We start from the raw sequence: 21,592 nt of genomic DNA, 5'->3' as shown, positions 1-21,592 counted from the left end.
GGATCGGCGCGTAACGGGTAATTATCGAAGCGCGGCGCTTTGGTAAAAAGCGCGCGCGGCTTTCCTATTCGAGTTCGAGGATGACCTCGTCCACCGCCAGGCTGTCGCCTTCGCCGGCGTTGATCTTGCCCACGACAGCCTGTTTTTCGGCGCGCAGGATGTTCTCCATCTTCATCGCCTCGACCGTGGCCAGAGGCTGGCCGGGCTGGACTTCCTCGCCCTCTGCAACGTGCAGCTTCACCAGCAGGCCCGGCATCGGGCAGATGAGCATCTTGGAAAGGTCCGGCGGCTCCTTCTCGATCATGTGAGCGGCAAGGTTCGCGATGCGCGTCTGGAGGATACGCAGGTGATGCGTCGCGCCGCGCGTCGTGATGGCATAGCCGGTCCGCGACGGAGCAAGCTGGAAAGTGTAGGTTTCGAGCGGCTCGGCGTCTTCGTCCGCGTCGTTGTCGAACAGCGCCACGTCGATCATGCGCTGGCCCGGCGTGTACTGCATTTCGATCGTGACCTGTTCGCCGTCGACCGTCAGCGCATTCTCTTCGAGGCGCACTTCGTGGGTGGAGGAGCCTTCTTCGCGCGTCCCGATGCGGATGGTCCAGTCGCCGGGCGCGTATTCATCGCCGTTCAACTGCTGGTCGATCCGCCGTGCCCGGTCGGCGTCGGCGGTGGCGATCACGCCGCCCACCGCAGCCAGCACGCGCTTTAGTTCGTCGGAGGCAGGAGCGCCCTCGAAACCCTCGGGGTATTCCTCGGCGATGAAGCCGGTCGTCAGTTCGCCCGAACGGAAACGCGGGTGCTGCATGATGGCGCTGAGGAAATCGATATTGTGTCCCAGCCCTTCGATCCGGAACGCGTCCAGCGCCTGCACCTGAAGGTCCGCCGCCTCGTCGCGGGTCTCACCCCAGGTGACGAGCTTGGCGATCATCGGGTCGTAGAACATCGACACCTCGCCGCCTTCGAAGACGCCATCGTCCACGCGGACGCCATCGACGCCCCGTCGCCCGTTCTCGGCGCCATCGTCCGCCCAGGGCTCGACCGGAGGCTGGTAGTGCACGAGACGACCGGTGGACGGGAGGAAGCCGCGATAGGGGTCTTCTGCATAGACGCGGTTTTCGATCGCCCAGCCGTCGATCTTTACATCGTCCTGCGTGATTTCGAGCTTCTCGCCGGCGGCGACCCGTATCATTTGCTCTACGAGGTCTACACCGGTGATCGCTTCCGTTACAGGATGCTCCACCTGCAGGCGGGTGTTCATTTCGAGGAAGTAGAAGCTCTCCCCCGTCTTGTCGGCGCCGGAAACGATCAGTTCGACCGTACCTGCGCTGTGGTAGTCCACCGCCCGCGCCAGTGCGACGCACTGTTCGCCCATGGCCTTGCGCATCTTGGGCGTAACGAAAGGCGACGGCGCCTCTTCGACGACCTTCTGGTGACGCCGCTGGATCGAGCATTCGCGCTCGTTGAGATAGATGATGTTGCCGTGCTTATCGCCCAGGATCTGGATTTCGATATGGCGCGGGTTCTCGATGAATTTCTCGATGAAAACGCGGTCGTCGCCGAAGGAATTGAGACCCTCGCGCTTGGTCGCCTCGAAGCCTTCGCGCACATCCTTTTCGGACCAGGCGAGGCGCATGCCCTTGCCCCCGCCACCGGCGCTGGCCTTCATCATCACCGGATAACCGATGTCATTGCTGATCTCGACCGCGTGCTCGGTATCCCGGATCTCACCCACAAAGCCGGGGACGACATTCACCCCCGCTTCGCGTGCGAGCTTCTTGGATTCGATCTTGTCGCCCATCGCCGCGATAGCGCCGGTCGGCGGGCCAATGAAGGTGATGTTTTCCTTCGCCAGCGCCTCCACGAAGCTGGCGCGTTCGGACAGGAAGCCATAGCCCGGATGCACCGCCTCTGCGCCCGTCTGCTTGCAGGCGGCGATGATCTTGTCCGCGATCAGGTAGCTTTCGGCAGCAGGCGCCGGGCCGATATGAACGGCCTCGTCCGCCATGCGCACGAAAGGCGCGCGCGCGTCGGCATCGGAATAGACCGCGACGGTGGCGATACCCATCCGCTTGGCAGTCTTGATGACGCGGCAGGCAATTTCACCGCGATTGGCGATCAGTATCTTGGAAAACAAACGGGCCTCCGATGCAGGCGAACTAGCGTGAGCAGTCCATGCCGCAGCGGAGGCCCCGTATCAAGGCAAGTACCTCAATCGCGGTCGATATGACCGATGTGGCGGTCCTGGCGCAGGATAAGGGAATCGAATTCTTCCCACAGCGCCTTGGCCTTGTCCTCGCCGCCGACCTGGCGCACGAATTCCGCCTCCCACTTCTTGCCTTCCGGATTTTCGGCCCAGCCCATCTGGGCGATCCCGCCACGCATCGGCAAGGCGACGATGCTGTCGTAATCGCCGGTTTGCATGTGGAAATCGATCACGTCGTTATAGCCCAGTGCCGCATCGACCTTTTCGAACATTTCGATGATTTCGTGGGCACGTTCCCCCTTGCCTTGCTTCCACTTGATCATGTTGACCCGATACCAGTCGACCTTGGAAAGTTCGGGCGTGTGATCGTCCGCAAAGGCAGGTCCTGCCGGAATGGCGAGGCCAATGGCGGCGGCGGTCAAGATAAGCTTCTTCATGCAGTCTTCCCCCTAGTCAGGATTACGACCCTAAGAAGCGATCCGTTCGGTTAGATGCTGTTGTCCCCCAGCGCGGCGAATTAGCCACCTTTATAGAGCGAGAGTCAAGCAGTCAGCCTAACCCACTCATCCGACGTCAAATTTTCGGTTAGTCCTGCACGAAATCGATCAGCGCATGGGCGTAATGCTGCGCCCCGCGGCGCTCGCCCTCACCCTCCAGCAGGCCGTGCATTGCGGATGCGAGACGCGACTGGTTGTCCGTCGACAGGTCACCCAGCGGCGAAACGTAGATGCCGATGGTGAAGAGGATCGCGCCCGTTTCCGGAAGGCGTCGCAAGGTCTGGCGCTCCGAGCGCACGAACAGCGTTTCGCCGGCATTTTCCGGCGTGACATGCGCAAACGCCTGTTCCGGCGACTCGGCCTTCCAGCGCTTGTCGCCAGTGGCTGCGATGAACCAGTTGCAGCGTCCGTAAATCGCGCCCGCTTTGAGCTTGGCCATGAAGTGATCGACGCCGCTGGCGAGCTGTTCCTCATAGCCCTGTATCGGTGCGTGCAGCGATCGCAGGGGCAGGCCCATCTTGTCGGCAGGCGTCCAGTCGGAAGGCCACGCGACCGCCGCGCCGACGAGGCGATATTGTTCGTCGCCATCGCGCAGGGTGAGAAGGCACATGTCCTCGTGATGCGCCCGCGCCGCTTGGGGCAAACCACCCGAGAGTCCGAGCATCGCAGCGAGCTCCGCCCCTGGCGCCTCGCCTTCGCGCGACAGCTGGATGCCTTGCGGATAGGCTGCAAACCCCGCCTCGCGCGCCGCAAGGTCGGGATCTGGCTGGAGCCAGTCCCTCTCGTCGAGCTTGGCGAGCCCCATCTTGAGCACCCCGCCACCGCGAGCGCGGGGGAGCAGGTCATCGACGGAGAAGCCGAGTGTCATCGGTCGTTGTGCCGCTTAAAAAGCCAAGAGATGAGCAGGCCGCCTGAGAAGAACACTGTCGGGACGCCGTAGAACATGACCGCGCGCCCAGTTTCGCTGATGCAGTTGGTCGTCTCAGGGCAATCGCCCAGCGACGCCGCTAGCATGAAGTATGCGGAAACAAGTCCACCAACAACCGCATAGAGAACGCAACCTGCCCGTTGCCAAAAAGATAAGCCGGGACGGTCCCCATAGCTCACTCGGCAGGCTCCATGGCTTTGCAAGCGCGCATCGGCTCCTCCTGCGCAAGCGCGGTGAGGCCCAGCTTTACGAAGAGCGCCGCATCGCTGTCATCGCCCGCATTGGGCGCGGTAAGCAGCTTGTCTCCGGTGAAGATCGAGTTCGCACCCGCCATGAAGCACAGGGCTTGCGTCGCTTCGCTCATGCTTTCGCGACCTGCGGAGAGGCGCACCATGCTCATCGGCATGGTAATGCGCGCAACCGCCACGGTGCGCACGAATTCGATGTCGTCGATCTTGGCGAGCGGCGTGTCGGCCAACATGTCGCCCAGCACCGTGCCCTTGACCGGCACCAGCGCGTTGACCGGCACGCTTTCGGGATGGCGTTCGAGCGTGGCGAGCGTGTGGACGAAGCCCACCCGGTCATCGCGCGTTTCGCCCATGCCCACGATCCCGCCGCTGCACACGTTGATGCCCGCATCGCGGACATTCTGCAGCGTATCGAGCCGGTCCTGATAGTTGCGCGTCGAGATCACGCGCTCGTAATATTCCGGCCCGGTGTCGACATTGTGGTTGTAGTAATCGAGGCCCGCTTCCTTGAGCATATCCGCCTGTTTCGGCGTCAGCATGCCCAGCGTCATGCAGGTCTCCAGCCCCATGGCGCGCACGCCCTTCACGATCTCGACGATCGCGGGCATGTCGCGGTCCTTGGGATTGCGCCACGCCGCGCCCATGCAGAAGCGCTGGCTGCCCGCATCCTTCGCCTGCGCCGCGCGCTGGAGGACCGACTGCACCTCCATCAGCTTGGTCGCCTCGACCCCGCTGTAGGCCTTCACAGATTGCGAACAATAGCCGCAATCTTCCGGACACCCGCCAGTCTTGATCGACAGCAGCGTGCAGAGCTGGATCTGGTCGGGTGGATGGAATTCGCGGTGAATGGCGGCCGCGCGGAAAAGCAGCTCGGTAAAGGGCAGGTCGAAGAGGTCCGCGATTTCCTCGCGGGTCCAGTCGGTACGGATGTGAGTCAATTTTTCTTCCATTTCTTGAGCCGCAAAAGCAGCGCGACGTAGATGAGCACGAAACCGATGACTGCCAGCCAAAAAGTAAATGGACCGGCCATGTTGCAACTCGCGTCAGGCCCCATTCCGCAAGGGAGCAAGATGGCGAATAGCGCGATCATGGCCAGTAGCCAGTAAACAAGCGATCCTAGTATCGCGACGAGCAATCGGGCGCCCGAGCTCACTCCGCCGCCTCGTCCAGTTCCTCGCCAGCAGGCGGCATGTTGTGCCCCAGCAGGCGCAGCACGTCCGCCGCGCATTCGACCACATTGCTGCCCGGGCCGTAGATGCCCTGCACCCCGGCATCGCGCAGGAATTCGCTTCGCTTTTGAATCACTTGCTGCAAGCACCCTCGACTGCCGGCTGAATTATGAGTGTCACGTGGTTCTCGCTCGCGCGTTTGTGATGCCTGACAAGTGCACAGACGTTGCCTAACGAGAGTGAGATACCCTTCTCAGACGCAACAAGCTGGGAGTCGGCGAATTTCTCGCTCAGTTCCGTGATGAGCGCGGCACGTAATAATTCGGGGCTAGCTGCGTTCTGTGTAAAACCAGAGAAATCGCATTGGGGCGTTATGTCTGGGAACTTCGGAGATCCGGATAGAAAGCCCATCCAACCGTATTCGGATTCCCAATCGCGCCGCACATCCGACACGCTTTCATCCGAAATCTCGATGTAGGATACTTCCGAACTATCTACGGCAACGGTAACGTCCGCCATCGAGGGGTAGCCAGCAACGCAAATCGCGACGAACTCGTGCGCGATCTGTGCCTCTGTCTGTGTCTTTACCGATCGTGCCTCACCATCGAGGGTTGGTGTCTGCGCGAGAGCAGAAGTCGTAATGGCCAAAAAGCCTAACGCCCAATATCGCATCACTCCGCCGCCTCATCCAGATCCTCACCCGCAGGCGGCATGTTGTGGCCGAGCAGGCGCAGCACATCCGCCGCGCATTCGACCACATTGCTGCCCGGGCCGTAAATGCCTTGCACCCCGGCATCGCGCAGGAAGTCGTAATCCTTCTGCGGGATCACGCCGCCGGCGATCACCTTGATGTCGCTGCGACCCGCGTCCTTCAGCAGGCCGATCAGTTCGGGGATGAGGGTCTTGTGGCCCGCCGCAAGGCTGCTCGCTCCGATGGCGTCGACATCGTTCTCCAGTGCCATGTCGCGGGTTTCCGCAGGCGTCTGGAACAGCGGGCCGGAGACGACCTCGAAGCCCATGTCGGCAAAGGCGGATGCGATGACATTCGCGCCGCGGTCGTGGCCGTCCTGGCCCATCTTGGCGACCATCAGCTTCGGCGCACGGCCCAAGCGGCGCTCGACCGCCTTCACGCCCGCGACCACCTGCTGGTAGCGATCGTCGTCCGAATAGGCTTCGGAATACACCCCGCGCACGGGCGTGGGCATGGTGTCGTAGCGGCCATAGGCGTCTTCCATCGCCTGGCTGATCTCGCCCAGCGTCGCATCGTGGCGCGCCGCCTCGACCGCCAGCGCAAGCAGGTTGCCCTCGCGCTGCGCTGCCCCGCGAGCCAGCGCGTCGAGCGCGGCCTTGCAGGCGAATTCGTCGCGGGCCGCGCGGACCTTCCCGAGCCGCGCTATCTGGCTCTGACGCACGGCGTGGTTGTCGATGTCGAGCGTGTCGATCTCGTCTTCCTTGTCGCGGCGGTACTTGTTGACGCCAACGATCACGGTTTCGCCCCGGTCGACGCTGGCCTGCTTGGCGGCGGCGGCTTCCTCGATCTGCGTTTTCGGCTTACCGCTGGCGACATATTCGGTCATGCCGCCTGCCGCCTCGACCTCGTCGAGCATCTTTTTTGCCTCGTCCACCAGCGCGGCGGTGAGGCTTTCGATGTAATAGCTGCCGCCCAGTGGATCGGCGACATTGGTGATGCCGGTCTCTTCCTGGATCACCAGCTGCGTGTTGCGCGCGATGCGGGCGGAGAAGTCGGTCGGCAGCGCAATCGCCTCGTCCAGCGCATTGGTGTGGAGCGACTGCGTGCCGCCCAGCACCGCTGCCATCGCCTCGATCGTGGTGCGGATGACGTTGTTATAAGGGTCCTGCTCCTGCAGGCTCACACCGCTGGTCTGGCAATGGGTACGCAGCATCTTCGACTTGGGGTTCTGCGCCCCCAGCTCTTCCATCACATCATGCCACAGCGCACGCGCGGCGCGCATCTTGGCAATCTCCATGAAGAAGTTCATGCCGATGCCCCAGAAGAAAGACAGGCGCGGCGCGAAGGCGTCGATATCGAGCCCCGCTTCCATCGCGCGCTTGGCGTATTCCTTGCCGTCGGCGATGGTGAAGGCGAGTTCCTGCACGGCCGTCGCCCCGGCCTCGTGCATGTGATAGCCCGAGATGGAAATGCTGTTGAATTTCGGCATGTTGGCCGAGGTATATGCGATGATGTCGGAGACGATCCGCATGCTCGGTTCGGGCGGGTAGATATAGGTGTTGCGGACCATGAACTCCTTGAGGATGTCGTTCTGGATGGTCCCCGAAAGCTTCTCCTGGCTCACCCCCTGACGCTCTGCCGCGACGATGTAGAAGGCGAGCACGGGAATCACCGCGCCGTTCATCGTCATCGACACGCTCATGGTGTCGAGCGGGATCTGGTCGAACAGGATTTCCATGTCGCGCACGGTGTCGATCGCGACACCCGCCTTGCCGACATCGCCGACCACGCGCGGGTGGTCGCTGTCATAACCGCGGTGGGTGGCGAGGTCGAAAGCGACCGAGAGGCCCTTCTGCCCCGCCGCGAGGTTGCGGCGATAGAAGGCATTCGATTCCTCGGCGGTGGAGAAGCCCGCATACTGGCGGATGGTCCACGGACGGCCGGTGTACATCGAGGCATAGGGCCCGCGCGTAAACGGCGCGATGCCGGGCACACCGGGGTCCAGCCCCTCGGTATCCTCGCTGGTGTAGAGCGGCTTTACCTCAATGCCTTCGGGCGTGTGCCAGGTCAGGTCGCGGCCCTTCACTTCCTTGTCGGCGCGGGCCTTCCAGTCGTCGTATGTCGGCTTGTCAGTCATCGTGAGTTCCGTGTCCGCGCGGTCAGTTCGACCAGTGCGCGTTTTCCTTGGGGGTTTCCATGATTTCGGTCAGCTGGCCCATCATGTCCTTGGGGTGGAGGAAGAAGATCGGCGTGCCGTGTGCGCCGATGCGCGTCGGCCCGAGAATGCGCTTGCCCATATCCTCGAACCACTTGCGGGCATCCTCGATGTCCTCGACTTCGTAGCAGAGATGATGCTGCGCGCCGGAAGGGTTCTTTTCGAGGAACTTGGCGATGGGGCTGTCTTCGCCCAGCGGCTCGATCAGTTCGATCTGAGTGCCGTTGGTGCCGTTTTCACCCGGAGTGTCGACGAAGCAGACCTTCACGCCCTGCGCTTCCAGGTCGAAGGGCTTGTGAAAGCGCGTCGCGCCCATGACGTCGCGGTAGTAGCGGATCGATTCCTCGATAGACGGCGTCGCGACACCGATGTGATTGAGACGTCCGAGCTTCATGCGTCATCCTCCAGAACAGAAACGGCGCGCCCCTGCAAACAGGAGCGCGCCGCTTCTTTGGAACGTCGGCAGGCAGCAATCAACCGCCGCTTTCGACATCTCCCAGTCCTTCGACATATTCTGCACCGGCAAGGATTTCCGCCGAACTGCCTTCGAAGCTGTCGCCGATGGGCTGCGTGCGCCCGCCGAGGCAGGTGCCGAGGAAGCCTTCCATCGCGGCGAAGAAGCTCAACCGGTTTTCCGGTTTCTGGAAGCCGTGCCCCTCGTCGGGATAGTTGATGTAGGTCACGGGCAGGTTCTTGGCCTGCATGGCCTCTACCAGGTTGTCGGCTTCCTGCTTGGTGACGCGCGGGTCGTTGCCGCCCTGCCCCACGAGCAGGGGCACGCGAATGTCGTCGATCCGGCTGATGGCCGAGCGCGCGAGCAAATCCTTGCGCTGTTCGGGATCGGCGGGGTCGCCGACATAGCGATACCAAGTTCCGGCAAGGAACGGCTTCCAGTATTCGGGGAAGCTCTCGATCAGGGTGACGAGGCTCGACGGGCCGACGATATCGACACCGCAGGCGAAGCGGTCGGGCGTGAAGGCGACGCCGGTCAGCGTGGCATAGCCGCCGTAGCTGCCGCCGCCGATCGCGACCTTGTCTTCCTGCGCAATGCCTTCGGCAATCGCCCAGTCGACCGCGTCGATCAGGTCGGTGTGCATCTTGCCGGCAAATTCGCCGACTGCGGCATTGGTGAAGTCCTTACCGAAGCCGGTCGAGCCGCGGTAATTGACGCTCAGCACCGCGTAGCCGCGATTAGCCATCCACTGGTGGACGGTGTTGTAGCCGTAGCTGTCGCGGGCCCACGGGCCACCGTGGACCCACAGCAGCATCGGGACCGCTTCGTCCGGGCGACCGTCGCCATCGGGATCGCTGCCCGGCGGCAGGGTCAGGTAGGATACCAGCGTCTTGCCGTCCGAAGACTTGAGCTCCAGCGGATGCATCGGCTGAAGCGGTGCATCGGCGAGGCCGGGACGCGTTACGAACCACGGGGTGAGCGTCGCGGCCGACCGGTCGTATACGAAATACTGGCCTGGAGCCTCTGCAGAGCCTGCCCAGACGATCCACTTGTCATCGGCTTCGGTCCGAGAAAGGATCTGGTATTCGCCGTCGAGGTTGGCAGACAGGAACTGCAATTCGTTGGCCGCCTCGTCGTTCAGCGCTTTCCATTCTTCCTGCAGGTAATTGGTCGAATAGGCGATCGGCTCGTAAGTCTCGTTATCGACGAGAACGCCGCTGAGATCGGCCTTGTCCGGTTCGATCAGAAGCGAACGCTCGCCCGTCGTCAGGTCGATGGCGAAGCCTGCCGCAAGGTTCCGTTCGCGGCTGTCGATCATGTAAACCGTGTTGTTGTCGCGCGAGAATCCGACGATGTTGGTGTTGAGCATGTCCTCGCTGGGAATGTCGGCGAAGACTTCGCCCGGCGTCATATCCTCGTTGAGATAGACCGCCTTCATCCCGCCATCGGGCTGCGGAGCCAGCGCCATGCGCGGCTTGTAGGTATTGTCGGTGACCCAGGCAGCATAGCCGGGGTTTTCCGCGACCAGCGTGCGCTCTCCCGTCTCGATATTGTATTCGTAAAGATCGGTGAGCTGCGGGTTACGCTCGTTCGTGCCGACCAGGATCACGCCGGGCCGGTCGCGGCTGGCACCCATCAGCTGCGCGCGGATGCCGTCGGGCAGCGGGGTCAAGTCGCGCGTCTCGCCGGTTTCGGGATCGGCGGCGTAGACGTGGAAGTTCTCGTCGCCGTCATTGTCCTTCACGAACAATACGTACTGGCTGTCGACGGTCCACTGGTGGTTGGAGATACCGCGATGGCGGTCGTCGGTCACGACCTTGCCGTTCGACGGATCGCTGGCAGGCGCGACCCAGACGTTCATCACGCCTTCGTCGGGCGCGATCCAGCTGACCCATTGGCCGTCCGGGCTGATGCGGCCCTGGCTCGCGACGGGATTGCCGAACAATTCGTCGCGGTCGATCAGTTCGTAATCGGAAAGGGCGTGATGTTCGGCATGGCCGACGCCCGTCATCAACGCCGAACCTGCGAGCGCAGCGGCGGCTAGGGAAATTTTCTTCATGAAGTCAGTCTCCTCTCGATGACCGGGAGACTAACCGGGGGAAGCTGTGTTGTCTAGGTAACACGGCATTGAGGGGCGCACACCTCGATAGACGGCAGAGATCAGTCGATCAGGAGCGTGGCGACGGCGATGTGGTTGAGAGATGCGAGTTTCATGTCTTGGCACTCGCCTCCCGCACCATAAGGAAGAAAACGTAGAGAGCGGGCGAATACAGCATTGTCGCAATCAGCAGTTCGGAAAACGAAAAGCCATTTTCGAACACCCGAACATATTCTCCGAGTAGATTTGTCGGGCCCCAGGCGGCGAAGAAACCTGCGGTTACTAGACTTAGGCAAGCCAGACTGACGAAGATTCCAAGCCGCAATTTGTCGCTCCTAAATCCTCACAGCGGGATATTATCGTGCTTCTTCCACGGGTTCTCGAGCTGCTTCGTCCGCAGCTTCCTTAGCCCCAGCGCGATCCGCCGCCGCGTCGAGTGCGGGTAGATCACCTCGTCAATATAGCCGCGCTGTGCCGCCACGAAGGGGTTGGCGAAGCGGTCTTCGTATTCCTTCGTTTTCTCAGCGATCTTGTCCGGATCGTCGCGGTCCTGGCGGAAGATGATCTCCACCGCGCCCTTCGCGCCCATCACGGCGATTTCGGCGGTGGGCCAGGCGTAGTTCAAGTCGCCGCGCAGGTGCTTGGACGCCATCACGTCGTAGGCACCGCCATAGGCCTTGCGGGTGATAACGGTGATCTTGGGCACGGTCGCCTCGGCATAGGCGAAGAGCAGCTTTGCTCCGTGCTTGATGATGCCATTGTGCTCCTGCGCCGTGCCGGGAAGGAAGCCGGGCACGTCGACGAAAGTCAGGATCGGGATTTCGAAGGCATCGCAGAAGCGCACGAAACGCGCGGCCTTCTTGGACGAAGCGATATCGAGCACGCCGGCGAGCACCATCGGCTGGTTCGCCACCACGCCCACCGTGCGCCCTTCCACCCGGCCGAAGCCGCAGATGATATTGGCGGCGTGGTTCGGCTGGATCTCGAAGAAATCGCCTTCGTCCAGCGTCTTCCTGATGACTTCGTGCATGTCGTAGGGCTGGTTGGCGTTGTCGGGGATCAGCGTGTCGAGGCTCGGCTCTTCGCGGTCCCATGCGTCCGAGGTCGGGCGCTCGGGCACTTCCTCGCGGTTCGAGAGCGGGAGGTAGTCGAAGAAATTGCGCGTCGCGAGCAGCGTCTCGATGTCGTTTTCGAAGCTGTTGTCGGCAACAGAGGTCTTGGTGGTGTGCGTCTTCGCCCCGCCCAGTTCCTCCTGCGTGACGACCTCGTTGGTCACCGTCTTCACCACGTCGGGGCCGGTGACGAACATGTAACTGCTGTCCTCCACCATGAAGATGAAGTCGGTCATCGCGGGGCTGTAAACCGCACCGCCTGCACAGGGCCCCATGATCAGGCTGATCTGCGGCACTACACCGCTCGCCAGCACGTTGCGCTGGAACACCTCGGCATAGCCGCCGAGCGAGGCGACGCCTTCCTGGATGCGCGCACCACCGCTGTCGTTGAGGCCGATCACCGGCGCGCCGACCTTCATCGCGGTATCCATCACCTTGCAGATCTTCTCTGCGTGCCGCTTGGAAAGAGAGCCGCCGAAGACCGTGAAATCCTGCGAAAAGACATAGACGAGGCGGCCGTTGATCGTGCCCGATCCGGTGACCACGCCGTCACCCGGGATGCGCTGCTGGTCCATGCCGAAATCGACGCAATCGTGTTCGACATAGCGGTCCAGTTCCTCGAAGCTGCCTTCGTCCAGCAGCACGTCGAGCCGCTCGCGCGCGGTCAGCTTGCCCTTGGCGTGCTGCGCGTCGATGCGCTTCTGCCCGCCGCCCAGCTCTGCAGCGGCGCGGCGGCGTTCCATTTCGGCGATATTGGCGGACATGCTCTCTCCGTAAAATCTCTCGCAAAGCGCCTAGAGCGCGCAGTGGCGCAGCGTCAATGTCAGGCTTGGCCCCGCTGGGCGCTTATCAGGAATTCGACATTGCCTTCCGGACCCGTGATGGGGCTTTCGACAATACCCTGAACCGCGAAGCCGAGCCCTTCGACCCAGCTGCGTACTTCCTCGCAAACGCGGGCATGGAGCGCCGGATCGCTGACCACGCCTTTCTTGCCGACTTCCTCGCGTCCGACCTCGAACTGCGGCTTGATGAGGGCGACGAGGCGGCAATCGTGCTCAGCGAGTTCGAGCGGGCGTTCGAGCACCTTGGCGAGTCCGATGAAGCTCGCATCGCAGACCACCCAGGTAACGGCCCGGTCGATCATCTCGCCTGTGAGAATGCGGGCGCTTGTCTGTTCGAGAACCGTCACGCGCTCGTCCTGCCGCAATTTCCACGCAAGCTGGTTGGTGCCGCTGTCGACAGCGAAGACGTGGCTGGCCCCGCCCTGCAGCAGCACATCGGTGAAACCGCCCGTCGAGCTACCGATGTCCATTGCATTGACGCCGCTCGGATCGAGACCGAAATGTTCGATCGCGTGCGCCAGCTTGATCCCGCCGCGGCTTACCCAGGGATGGTCGCGCCCGCGCACCTCGAGCGGGGCATCCTCGCGCAATTGCTGGCCGGGCTTGGCAAGCTTCTGTTCGCCCGAAAACACCAGTCCCGCCATGACCAGCGCCTGCGCGCGCGTCCGGCTTTCCACCAGACCGCGATCGACAAGCATTTGGTCGAGACGTTTCTTCGCCACAGCAAACTCCGTTTGAAACCAAGGGCGTTAGCGCGCATTGGATCGGTATGAAACTGATCTACGGACAATTTGCCGCCGCCTGTGCGCTGACCTTCGGCCTTGCAGCCTGCATCCCGCCCTCGCCGGAGCCGACGCCCGCGCCCAGCCCTGCGCCAGTCAGCACGCCGTCGCCGACACCGCCCCCGGCACCGGTGGCGCAGGCTCCCGTTACGGAAAACTGGATCGATGCCCCGCAAACCTCCGGCAACTGGTCTTACGGGACGGTCAATGGCGGAACGATCGCGCGCTTTTCCGGCCGCAACGGAGGACCGCTCTTCGCCATCGGCTGCATGCGTGGCAGCGCCCGTGTGGCTTTGACTCGCTATCAGGCAGGCAGCAGCGCCACTCCGGCCATGACCATTCGCACCGAAACAGCCACTCGCACGCTTGCGGCACGGCAAGGCGACAGCGCCTCCTCGCTCGTAGCCGACGTGCAGGCACGCGACCCACTGCTCGATGCGATGGCCCTCACACGCGGACGATTCGCTGTGGAAACAAGCAATTCGTCGCCGCTTTACCTTCCGGCATGGTCCGAAGTGACGCGAGTCATCGAGGATTGCCGCTGACCTGATTCGATGCTCGGCCCGCCTCCTTGGAAGAGCCCCCGATCCGGACACGAAAAAGGCCCGGGATTGGTCCCGAGCCACAAACGCCAATTCTGACGTGGGATAACTTTTTTACAAGCCTTGTTTTCACCTCTTATCCGCAACAAATTGTAAGCAAGATCAGCGGCGCACGCGGTCTTGGCCACCGGTGAAACGGCGGTCTAGCTCACAAGCTTGAAAGGAGGTGATCCGATGTCTCATGGTTCAGTAGCGAGGTCGGTGAAGATCCCTACGGAGCATATTCGGTAACATTCCTGCCGAGTAAGGCTACGTGAGCGGCGCTTCCGACCGCTGACCATGCGAAGGGCGATCCTCCTACGGGCGAGGGTCGCCCTTCTCATTTGCGACCAGTTCTTTGAATAGCATAGTTCAAGTAACGCCGGGCTTTTACTTCCCACTCGAAGACGCTAGAGTCGATCCATGCGTCGATACCTGCGATATTCTCCGGCCATTTCTGTCCTCATAATCCCGCTTTTCTTCATTTTTACCGCAACGCCTTGGCCATGGAATTTGGTTCCCGGTATAAGTCTTGTGGTCATGGCCACTACTGCTGCGTGGCTCTCGTATCTGCCGCGGAAATGCGGTCACGGGTTGGTGAGCCAAACTCGCCTGCCGATCCTCTTCTGGCCCTATGCGCTGCGCACTTGTCCGCATTGCGAGGCAAAGGAGTGGTAGCGCCTCTTGCGCTGACTGCCGCGAAATCCTAACCGCGCGTCATGGATTTCGCGCACATTCCCCACCCCGCCCCCGTCCCCGGCGAGACCCGCCAGCAGGCTCTCCTGGACCCCGGTTTCGGCAAGCTGTTTACCGATCACATGGTCGTCATCGACTATGATGCGGACAAGGGCGGATGGCACCAGGCGACGCTCGGCCCACGCCAGCCGATCAGCCTCGATCCGGCGGCGGCCGTGCTGCATTACGCGCAGGAAATCTTCGAGGGGATGAAAGCCTACAAGCAGGGCGACGACAGCCTTGCCCTGTTCCGCCCCGAACAGAACGCGCGGCGCTTCAATGCCAGCGCGCGGCGCATGGCGATGCCGGAATTGCCCGAAGAGCTATTCCTCGAATCGATCCGCCAGCTCGTGGCCAAGGATCGTGACTGGGTACCCACCATTCCCGACGGCGCGCTCTACCTGCGGCCCTTCATGTTTGCCTCGGAAGCGTTCCTCGGCGTGCGTCCCGCGCGCCAGTACAAGTACATCCTCATCGCCTCGCCCGTCGGCGGCTATTTCAAGGGCGGCGCCAAGGCCGTGAAAATCTGGGTCAGCCGCAATTACACCCGTGCAGCCCCCGGCGGCACGGGCGCTGCGAAGACCGGCGGCAATTACGCTGCCAGCCTCGTGCCGCAGGCCGAAGGTATCGAACATGGCTGCGACCAGGTCGTGTTTCTCGATACCGTCGAGAAGAAATGGGTCGAGGAACTGGGCGGCATGAACCTGTTCTTCGTGTTCGACGACGGCAGCGTGATCACTCCGCCCCTGACGGGCACGATCCTGCCCGGGATTACCCGCGACAGCCTCATCGCGCTGCTGCGAGAAGAGGGTCTCAACGTTCGCGAAGAGCCTTACAGCATCGACCAGTGGCGCGTGGACGCGACTACCGGCAAGCTGCTGGAAACGATGGCGTGCGGCACGGCAGCCGTGGTCACTCCGGTCGGCACGGTGCTCGGCCCCGATGGCGAATTCCAGATCGGCAGCGGCGGAACCGGGCAGATCACCAACAAGATCCGCGAAAAGCTGGTCGGCATCCAGAAGGGCTCGGTCAGCGACACCCATGGGTGGGTGACCAAGCTTTAAGGTTGCGCCGTCACCGACGGCTCAAACTCTTCGCACGCAGCAAGCCGGCCGCGGATCGCATCGATCAGCCAACTGGTCGCCGGTCCGGGCCGCATGTCTCGCCGCCAGATCGCATTGAGCGTGTAGTCGGCACCCGGCTTTTCCGGCAGGTCCAGTTCGCACAGGCGCCCCTCGGCCAGATCGCCGCTCACCATGTGGCGCGGCATGTTACCCCAGCCGATGCCTTCCTTGAGCAGCGCATGTTTGGCGCCGAGGTCTGCCAGGCGCCAGCTTTCGGGTGACAGGACTGAAAACTCGCGGCCTTCGGTGAGCGGCGAACGGTCGGTGAGCACGAGCTGGAGATGCTTGCGGCTCTCTCCCGGCGCGATGCCCGCGCGCGCCAGCGCGTGATCGGGCGCGGCAACGGGGACGAGTTCGACCGCGCCGATGGCCTGCCGCTCGAGTTCGGGATGGTCGGCCAGCACCGGCCCGCCAATGCCGAGGTCCGCGCCGCCCTCCAGAAGGCACGCCGCCACTGCGCCGAGCGCCTCCACCTGCAGGCGCAGCGCAACGGTCGGGAACATGTCGCGGAAGTCGCGCAAGACGCTGGCAGTGACCTCACCCGGCAACATGACGTCGACCACCAGCGAAACCTCGCTTTCGAGGCCCGCATGCAGGCTCTGCGTCTTGGCGAGAAGTTGGTCGATGCCGTCGGCAATCGCCTTGGCCTCGGTCAGCAGCCCCCGCCCTTCTTCTGTCAGCACCGGTTTGCGCGAGCCTTCGCGCTCGAACAGCGCCACGCCCAGCTGCGCTTCCATCTGGGCAATACCGTAGCTCACCGCAGAGACTGCGCGCCCCATCTTGCGTGCCGCCGCGCCGAAACTGCCTTCCTCTGCCACCGCGAGGAAGATGCGCAATTGGTCGAGGCTCGGCTCGCCCAGTTTCATTGTTCTGATTTCCTGAACATCTTGGCGCGTTTTATCGCAGTTATCGGAACGCACCGCAACGTCTATCTATTGGTCCAACGAAGCAACTTCCCATCGGGAGACCAAGCAATGATCGAACATCGTCCCTTCAGCACGCTCGGCAAGGCCAACCATGGCTGGCTCGATGCGAACCACCACTTCTCTTTTGCCGGCTATCACGACCCCAGCCGAGTCAACTGGGGCGCGCTGCGCGTCTGGAACGACGACCGCATCGCACCGAAGAGCGGCTTTCCGACCCACCCGCACAACGACATGGAAATCATCACCTATGTCCGCACCGGCGCCATCACCCACCGCGACAGCATGGGCAATGAAGGGCGCACCGAGGCAGGCGACGTACAGGTCATGAGCGCAGGCCGCGGCGTGGCTCATTCCGAGTTCAACCTCGAGGACGAGGAAACCACGCTCTTCCAGATCTGGATCATCCCGTCACAGCGCGGGGGCGAACCCGGCTGGGGCGCACGCCAGTTCCCCAAGGGCGACCGCGCCGGTCAGTTCGTGCCGCTGGCAAGCGGTGCGGCGAACGACGACGATGCGCTGCCGATCCGCACCGATGCCCGGGTCCTTGGCGCAACGATCAAGGCAGGCGAAAGCGTGACCTATACGCCGCGCACTGCCGACCGGCACCTCTACCTCGTGCCGGCGACCGGAAGCATCCGCATCGGCGAAATCGAGGCGAAAGCCCGTGACGGCATCGCCATTACCAAGGAAGACAGTATCACCATTACCGCTCTCGAGGACAGCGAACTCGTCCTCGTCGATGCGGCCTGATCAGGAGACACACCTATGAACACCATCCTTCACATCACCGCCAGCATTCGTGACGGCGAAAGCGTTTCGCGCAGCCTCGGCACCAAGCTGGTCGAGAAGCTGTCGGCCAAGCAGGACACGAAGGTTCTCACTCGTGACCTCGCCAAGAACGATATCCCCTTCATCGACGCGGAGCGTTTTGCCGCGAACCTTTCCCCTTATGCCGAGCGTTCGTCCGAACAGCATGAACTGGCAAAGGTGGCCGACGAGTTGATCGAGGAGCTGAAAGGCGCCGACACCATCGTGTTCAGCGTCCCCGTCTACAATTTCTCCGTGCCTGCCACGGTCAAGGCATGGGCCGATTTGGTCGCCCGCGCCGGGACGACGTTCCAGTACACTGCCAATGGGCCTGAGGGCTTGCTGACCGGCAAGAAGGCATACATCGCGATTGCGTCGGGTGGCACGCCGATCGGCAGCGAAGTGGACTTCATGAGCCCGTGGCTCAAGTTTTTCCTCGGCTTCCTCGGCATCACCGACGTCGAAATGGTCGCCGCCGACGGCATCATGGGTGAAGGCGGCGAAGAGAAGATCGCCGAAGCCCATGAAGAGGTCGAACGCCTCGCCGCCTGATCACGCAGGCTTGTGAGCCGCCATTATCTCGCGCCGCTTCTGGATTTCGTAATATTCGGGGCGGCGCGGGAATTTCGCTGTCAGCAATAGCAGCAGCGCAACCGACAGTCCGGCGCCCACGATGATGAATATCGAGGGCAAGCCGCCGAGCGCGTCTGTCTTGCCAAGCATGAACGCCCCGAACGAAATCCCGAAGTTCGATACCGCCATGTAGATCGTGAACTGCGTCGCGGCGACGGTCGGGTCGCACAGCCGCATCGAGATCGGCAGGAGGGCGACCGTGATCAGCATGTCGAGCGGGATCCAGAAATAGACGAACGCCATGAACACGGCCGAGTTGCTCCAGTGTTCGACCGCACCGAACATGACCGCGCACATCGCGATGCCGGATGCCACCCACATGATCCCGATCCGCTTCGCGCCATATCTGTCTCCGAGCCAGCCCCCGAGCGTCATGCACAGCACCCCGGCCAGCAGGCCCGCTGTCGCGGTGAGGCTGGATATTTCGGCAGTGTCCCAACCGACATAATTAGCCCCGATGAGCGGTGTCGCACCTGCGAAGCCGCCATAGAGGACCCCGCGCCCGAACAGGCAGGGCAGCCACAACAGGCTCGACGATTTCCTCATCGAATTGAATGTCGATTTAAGCAGCGGCCACCAGGCGTCGAGCTGGATTTCGAGGTTCCTCTCGTGGGCATTGCCGCTGCTCCAGGGCATCGACCTTTCGCCCCGTCGCTCCCTGAAAGAGGCGATGTAAACGCAAAGGACCAAAATCAGGGCGGCGACAATCAGGAATGCCGCTGGCGCTCCGAAGTCCCCTATCACGAAACCGCAAATCGCCGTTGCTGCGGCGATGCCGATCGCCTGTCCGCCGAACATCATGCCGGACCCTCGTGCGCGCTCGCCCTCGGTCATGATGTCGACCGCAAGACCATCGACCGCCACGTCCTGGAATGTGGTCGCGAGGTTCAGCGCGAAGCCTATGCCGCCGAGAATAGCAACGTCTTTCACAGACGGGTCGATAAGGGCCGCAATCAGCAGGCAGGCGATCATTACGAGTTGCGCGCCGAGTATCCAGGCCCTGCGACGTCCCATGGGCAGGAAGGTATAGCGGTCCATGATGAACCCGTTGACGAGCTTGAGCGACCACGGCAGCGCGGTCAAAGCGGCTACGGAACCAACGTCCGCTGCTGAAGCTCCGTTTACGGCCATCCACGCGGGCACCGCGAACCAGAACAAGCCGATCGGCATGCCCTGCCCCACGTAGAGGATGAACAGGGTGAACAGCCGCAAGCGCTGGCTGTTTTCGAGAATGAGTGAATTTCCGGACGCGGCAGATGCCATCGCTTAGCCCCCATAAGCATGAGTGACGGCTGGCTGTCTGCCTTTGGCCGATCGCGTCCCTACGATCCGATTGGCCTAGTGCTGCCCTATCGCGGACGATCTAGCAAGATCAGTCCGGCAAGTTCCTCCTCAGGTCCTCGAGCCACAAGTCCGCAACGGCATCGCTGGGCGCACGCCAGTCGCCCCGCGGCGAGAGCGCGCCGCCCGCGCTGACCTTGGGACCATTGGGCATGGCGCTGCGCTTGAACTGGCTGAAGCCGAAGAACCGCTTCACGAAGTTTTCCAGCCACTTGGCGATGGTGGGCAGGTCGTACGCGTTCCTGGCATCCTCGGGAAAATCGATCGGCCACTGCCCTGCCTCGGCGTCCTTCCATGCGTGCCAGGCAAGGAACGCGACATGGCTCGGACTTTGTCCCCAGCGAATGACGTGATGCAGGAAAAAATCGTTCAACTCGTAAGGGCCGATGATCGATTGGGTGCTCTGGATCGTGCCATCCTCGCCCGCGGGAACCAGTTCCGGGCTGATTTCAGTGTCGAGGATATCGAGCAGAACCCCGTCGACATGATCGTCGAACTGGTGCGTCGTCGTGGTCCAGCGAATGAGATACTGGATCAGCGTCTTCGGCACGCCCGAATTGACGCCGTAATGGCTCATCTGGTCGCCCACGCCATAGGTGCACCAACCCAGGGCAAGCTCCGACAAGTCGCCGGTCCCGATCACCCAGCCGCCGTGCTGCCCCGCCAAGCGGAAAAGATAGTCCGTGCGCAGACCGGCCTGAACGTTTTCGAAGGTGGTGTCGTAGACCGGATGCCCGTCCGCAAATGCATGCCCGATATTCTCCAGCATCATCAAGGCCGTCGGCTTGATGTCGATTTCTTCCGCCGTGATGCCGAATGCCTTCATCAGCTTCCAGGCATTGGATTTGGTGCCGTCTGATGTCGCGAAGCCGGGCATGGTGTAACCGCGGATATCGGTGCGGGGACGGCCCAGGCGGTCCATCGCCTTTGCGGCGACCAGCAAGGCATGGGTACTGTCGAGCCCGCCCGAAATACCGATGACGAGGCACTTGGGGCGCGTCGCTTCGATTCGGCGCATCAGGGCGTCGACCTGGATGTTGAAAGCTTCGTAGCAATCCTCGTCCAGCTTTTCCCGGCGGTTCGGGACGAAGGGGAAACGGCGGATCGGCCGGGCCAGTCCATTATCCTTTTGAGCCGCGCCGTGCTCGAACCCGATCTTGCGATACCAGTCTTCAGGGCGACCCGCCGCATCGGCTGCGTCGCCCCAGGTCTGCATCCGCATGCGCTCCGCAAGGATGCGGCGCGTGTCGACGTCTGTGACACACAATTCCGGCTCGTGATCGAAACGCACACTCTCGATCAGCAGGTCGCCGAGCTCGTAGATCATGCCTTGCCCGTCCCAAGAAAGGTCGGTGGTGCTTTCGCCATAGCCGCTGGCGGAATAGGCATAGGCGCAGACATAGCGCGAAGAGCTGGCGCGCGTGAGCATATGCCGCTCGTCCGACTTGCCGATCGTGATGTTCGATGCGGACAGGTTGAGCAGGATCGTCGCCCCTGCCAGGGCGGCAAGCGTGCCGGGCGGATTGGGCGACCAGAAATCCTCGCAGATTTCGATCCCGAAGGTGAAACCGGCAAAGTCTTCCGCTTCGAAGACGATGTCCGTTCCGAAGGGCACCGTTTCGCCCAACACATCGATTTCCAAACCGACACAGTCGCGGCCATGGCTGAACCAGCGCTTCTCGTAGAATTCACGGTAATTCGGCAGGTAGCTTTTGGGCACCACGCCAAGGATACGCCCCTTGGCGATGGTGATGGCGCAATTGTAGATCCGCCCGTTCCGCCGCAGCGGGGCGCCGATCACCAGCACCGGTGTGAGCGTGCGCGATCGCTTCAGAATTTCCGCAAGATGCCTCTCTACCGCTTCCAAGAGGGCAGTCTGCAAATGTAGGTCGTCGAGCGCATATGAGGAAAGGCTCAGCTCGGGATAAAGCAGGAGATCGACGCCCTGATCGTGCGCCTTCTCTGCCTGCTCGATTATGCCCTGGGCATTGTAGGCGATATCGGCAGTGCGCACCTTCGGCGTGGCGGTTGCAACGCGCACGAACCCGTGGGTGTGCAAATCGAAAAAGGGATGCGTGTCACCGCTGGCCATGGGTCGCGTTTCTTTCTGCTGGTTTTCGGCAGGCTCTATCCAGTCCGCAGGCTCGCAAATGCCGAGTTCGCAGAGCGTGCGTTGGGCCTGTGCGCGGGCGATGCGGCCCTTGCTTTC

At 62.4% G+C, this 21,592-nt stretch carries 18 protein-coding genes; 4 read left to right on the top strand and 14 right to left on the bottom strand.

Annotation, left to right across the window (positions count from 1 at the left end; translation table 11 throughout):
• Positions 1-64: 64 nt before the first annotated feature.
• The 11 genes from K3179_RS10390 to K3179_RS10340 all read right to left on the bottom strand — a co-directional run bounded on the left by K3179_RS10390 (position 65) and on the right by K3179_RS10340 (position 13,152).
• Positions 65-2,131: an acetyl-CoA carboxylase biotin carboxylase subunit gene (locus tag K3179_RS10390; protein ID WP_221564711.1), complete on the bottom strand. Its 2,067-nt coding sequence runs from the start codon at positions 2,129-2,131 to the stop codon at positions 65-67.
• Between the two features lie 74 nt (positions 2,132-2,205).
• Positions 2,206-2,637 carry a hypothetical protein gene (locus tag K3179_RS10385; protein ID WP_221564709.1) on the bottom strand — a complete coding sequence of 144 codons (432 nt, stop codon included), beginning with the start codon at positions 2,635-2,637 and terminating at the stop codon, positions 2,206-2,208.
• Positions 2,638-2,785: 148 nt separating this feature from the next.
• Positions 2,786-3,565, bottom strand: a complete 780-nt coding sequence (locus K3179_RS10380) for a heme-dependent oxidative N-demethylase family protein (RefSeq protein WP_221564707.1) — start codon at positions 3,563-3,565, stop codon at positions 2,786-2,788.
• Positions 3,566-3,800: 235 nt separating this feature from the next.
• The gene (bioB, locus tag K3179_RS10375) at positions 3,801-4,811 is read right to left on the bottom strand and encodes a biotin synthase BioB (protein WP_247712938.1); all 1,011 of its coding nucleotides are present in this window, start codon (positions 4,809-4,811) and stop codon (positions 3,801-3,803) included.
• Positions 4,812-5,022: 211 nt separating this feature from the next.
• On the bottom strand, positions 5,023-5,178 hold the full coding sequence (locus K3179_RS10370) for a hypothetical protein (RefSeq protein WP_221564703.1): 156 nt from the start codon (positions 5,176-5,178) through the stop codon (positions 5,023-5,025).
• On the bottom strand, positions 5,175-5,690 hold the full coding sequence (locus tag K3179_RS10365) for a hypothetical protein (RefSeq protein ID WP_221564701.1): 516 nt from the start codon (positions 5,688-5,690) through the stop codon (positions 5,175-5,177). Before K3179_RS10365 ends, K3179_RS10370 begins: the two co-directional genes overlap by 4 nt.
• 23 nt (positions 5,691-5,713) lie before the next feature.
• Complete coding sequence (gene scpA, locus K3179_RS10360) at positions 5,714-7,870, bottom strand: methylmalonyl-CoA mutase (RefSeq protein WP_221564699.1); 2,157 nt, start codon at positions 7,868-7,870, stop codon at positions 5,714-5,716.
• Between the two features lie 22 nt (positions 7,871-7,892).
• Positions 7,893-8,342, bottom strand: a complete 450-nt coding sequence (gene mce, locus K3179_RS10355) for a methylmalonyl-CoA epimerase (RefSeq protein WP_221564697.1) — start codon at positions 8,340-8,342, stop codon at positions 7,893-7,895.
• Between the two features lie 79 nt (positions 8,343-8,421).
• Complete coding sequence (locus K3179_RS10350) at positions 8,422-10,461, bottom strand: S9 family peptidase (RefSeq protein ID WP_247712937.1); 2,040 nt, start codon at positions 10,459-10,461, stop codon at positions 8,422-8,424.
• 382 nt (positions 10,462-10,843) lie between these two features.
• Positions 10,844-12,376, bottom strand: coding sequence for an acyl-CoA carboxylase subunit beta (locus K3179_RS10345; protein WP_221564696.1), 1,533 nt, complete (start codon positions 12,374-12,376; stop codon positions 10,844-10,846).
• A 59-nt stretch (positions 12,377-12,435) separates the two neighbouring features.
• Positions 12,436-13,152 (bottom strand): TlyA family RNA methyltransferase, encoded by a 717-nt coding sequence (locus K3179_RS10340; RefSeq protein ID WP_221565570.1) that lies wholly within the window; start codon positions 13,150-13,152, stop codon positions 12,436-12,438.
• Between the two features lie 71 nt (positions 13,153-13,223).
• On the opposite strand from K3179_RS10340, the gene K3179_RS10335 reads away from it, so the two are divergent.
• Positions 13,224-13,781, top strand: a complete 558-nt coding sequence (locus tag K3179_RS10335) for a hypothetical protein (protein ID WP_221564694.1) — start codon at positions 13,224-13,226, stop codon at positions 13,779-13,781.
• Between the two features lie 755 nt (positions 13,782-14,536).
• A complete protein-coding gene (locus tag K3179_RS10330; protein ID WP_221564692.1) occupies positions 14,537-15,616 on the top strand; it encodes a branched-chain amino acid aminotransferase in 1,080 nt (359 codons plus the stop codon).
• Here K3179_RS10330 and K3179_RS10325 read toward each other — a convergent pair.
• Positions 15,613-16,542, bottom strand: a complete 930-nt coding sequence (locus K3179_RS10325) for a LysR family transcriptional regulator (protein ID WP_221564690.1) — start codon at positions 16,540-16,542, stop codon at positions 15,613-15,615. The two genes, K3179_RS10330 and K3179_RS10325, sit on opposite strands and share 4 nt — an antisense overlap.
• Before the next feature lie 108 nt (positions 16,543-16,650).
• On the opposite strand from K3179_RS10325, the gene K3179_RS10320 reads away from it, so the two are divergent.
• Together K3179_RS10320 and K3179_RS10315 are read left to right on the top strand one after the other, a co-directional pair.
• Positions 16,651-17,352: a pirin family protein gene (locus K3179_RS10320; RefSeq protein WP_221564688.1), complete on the top strand. Its 702-nt coding sequence runs from the start codon at positions 16,651-16,653 to the stop codon at positions 17,350-17,352.
• 15 nt (positions 17,353-17,367) lie between these two features.
• Positions 17,368-17,961 (top strand): FMN-dependent NADH-azoreductase, encoded by a 594-nt coding sequence (locus K3179_RS10315; RefSeq protein WP_221564687.1) that lies wholly within the window; start codon positions 17,368-17,370, stop codon positions 17,959-17,961.
• Here K3179_RS10315 and K3179_RS10310 read toward each other — a convergent pair whose 3' ends face one another.
• Both K3179_RS10310 and K3179_RS10305 read right to left on the bottom strand, forming a co-directional pair.
• Entirely contained in the window at positions 17,962-19,305 is a 1,344-nt protein-coding gene (locus K3179_RS10310; RefSeq protein ID WP_221564685.1) for an MFS transporter, read from the bottom strand.
• A 109-nt stretch (positions 19,306-19,414) separates the two neighbouring features.
• Entirely contained in the window at positions 19,415-21,475 is a 2,061-nt protein-coding gene (locus K3179_RS10305; RefSeq protein WP_221565568.1) for an NAD(+) synthase, read from the bottom strand.
• Positions 21,476-21,592 lie beyond the last annotated feature (117 nt).

It is taken from the genome of Qipengyuania intermedia (assembly GCF_019711615.1).
Lineage (GTDB): Bacteria > Pseudomonadota > Alphaproteobacteria > Sphingomonadales > Sphingomonadaceae > Qipengyuania > Qipengyuania intermedia.
The sequence above is the reverse complement of the archived record's forward strand: the minus strand, read 5'-3'. Positions and strand labels throughout refer to the sequence as shown.

What these genes read in the sequence shown, in the direction of transcription:
- K3179_RS10385 (WP_221564709.1), bottom strand. Translation starts at nt 2,637, where the DNA reads ATGAAGAAGCTTATCTTGACCGCCGCCGCCATTGGCCTCGCCATTCCG.
- K3179_RS10380 (WP_221564707.1), bottom strand. Translation starts at nt 3,565, where the DNA reads ATGACACTCGGCTTCTCCGTCGATGACCTGCTCCCCCGCGCTCGCGGT.
- scpA (WP_221564699.1), bottom strand. Translation starts at nt 7,870, where the DNA reads ATGACTGACAAGCCGACATACGACGACTGGAAGGCCCGCGCCGACAAG.
- mce (WP_221564697.1), bottom strand. Translation starts at nt 8,342, where the DNA reads ATGAAGCTCGGACGTCTCAATCACATCGGTGTCGCGACGCCGTCTATC.
- K3179_RS10350 (WP_247712937.1), bottom strand. Translation starts at nt 10,461, where the DNA reads ATGAAGAAAATTTCCCTAGCCGCCGCTGCGCTCGCAGGTTCGGCGTTG.
- K3179_RS10345 (WP_221564696.1), bottom strand. Translation starts at nt 12,376, where the DNA reads ATGTCCGCCAATATCGCCGAAATGGAACGCCGCCGCGCCGCTGCAGAG.
- K3179_RS10340 (WP_221565570.1), bottom strand. Translation starts at nt 13,152, where the DNA reads ATGCTTGTCGATCGCGGTCTGGTGGAAAGCCGGACGCGCGCGCAGGCG.
- K3179_RS10335 (WP_221564694.1), top strand. Translation starts at nt 13,224, where the DNA reads ATGAAACTGATCTACGGACAATTTGCCGCCGCCTGTGCGCTGACCTTC.
- K3179_RS10330 (WP_221564692.1), top strand. Translation starts at nt 14,537, where the DNA reads ATGGATTTCGCGCACATTCCCCACCCCGCCCCCGTCCCCGGCGAGACC.
- K3179_RS10325 (WP_221564690.1), bottom strand. Translation starts at nt 16,542, where the DNA reads ATGAAACTGGGCGAGCCGAGCCTCGACCAATTGCGCATCTTCCTCGCG.
- K3179_RS10320 (WP_221564688.1), top strand. Translation starts at nt 16,651, where the DNA reads ATGATCGAACATCGTCCCTTCAGCACGCTCGGCAAGGCCAACCATGGC.
- K3179_RS10315 (WP_221564687.1), top strand. Translation starts at nt 17,368, where the DNA reads ATGAACACCATCCTTCACATCACCGCCAGCATTCGTGACGGCGAAAGC.
- K3179_RS10310 (WP_221564685.1), bottom strand. Translation starts at nt 19,305, where the DNA reads ATGGCATCTGCCGCGTCCGGAAATTCACTCATTCTCGAAAACAGCCAG.
- K3179_RS10305 (WP_221565568.1), bottom strand. Translation starts at nt 21,475, where the DNA reads ATGGCCAGCGGTGACACGCATCCCTTTTTCGATTTGCACACCCACGGG.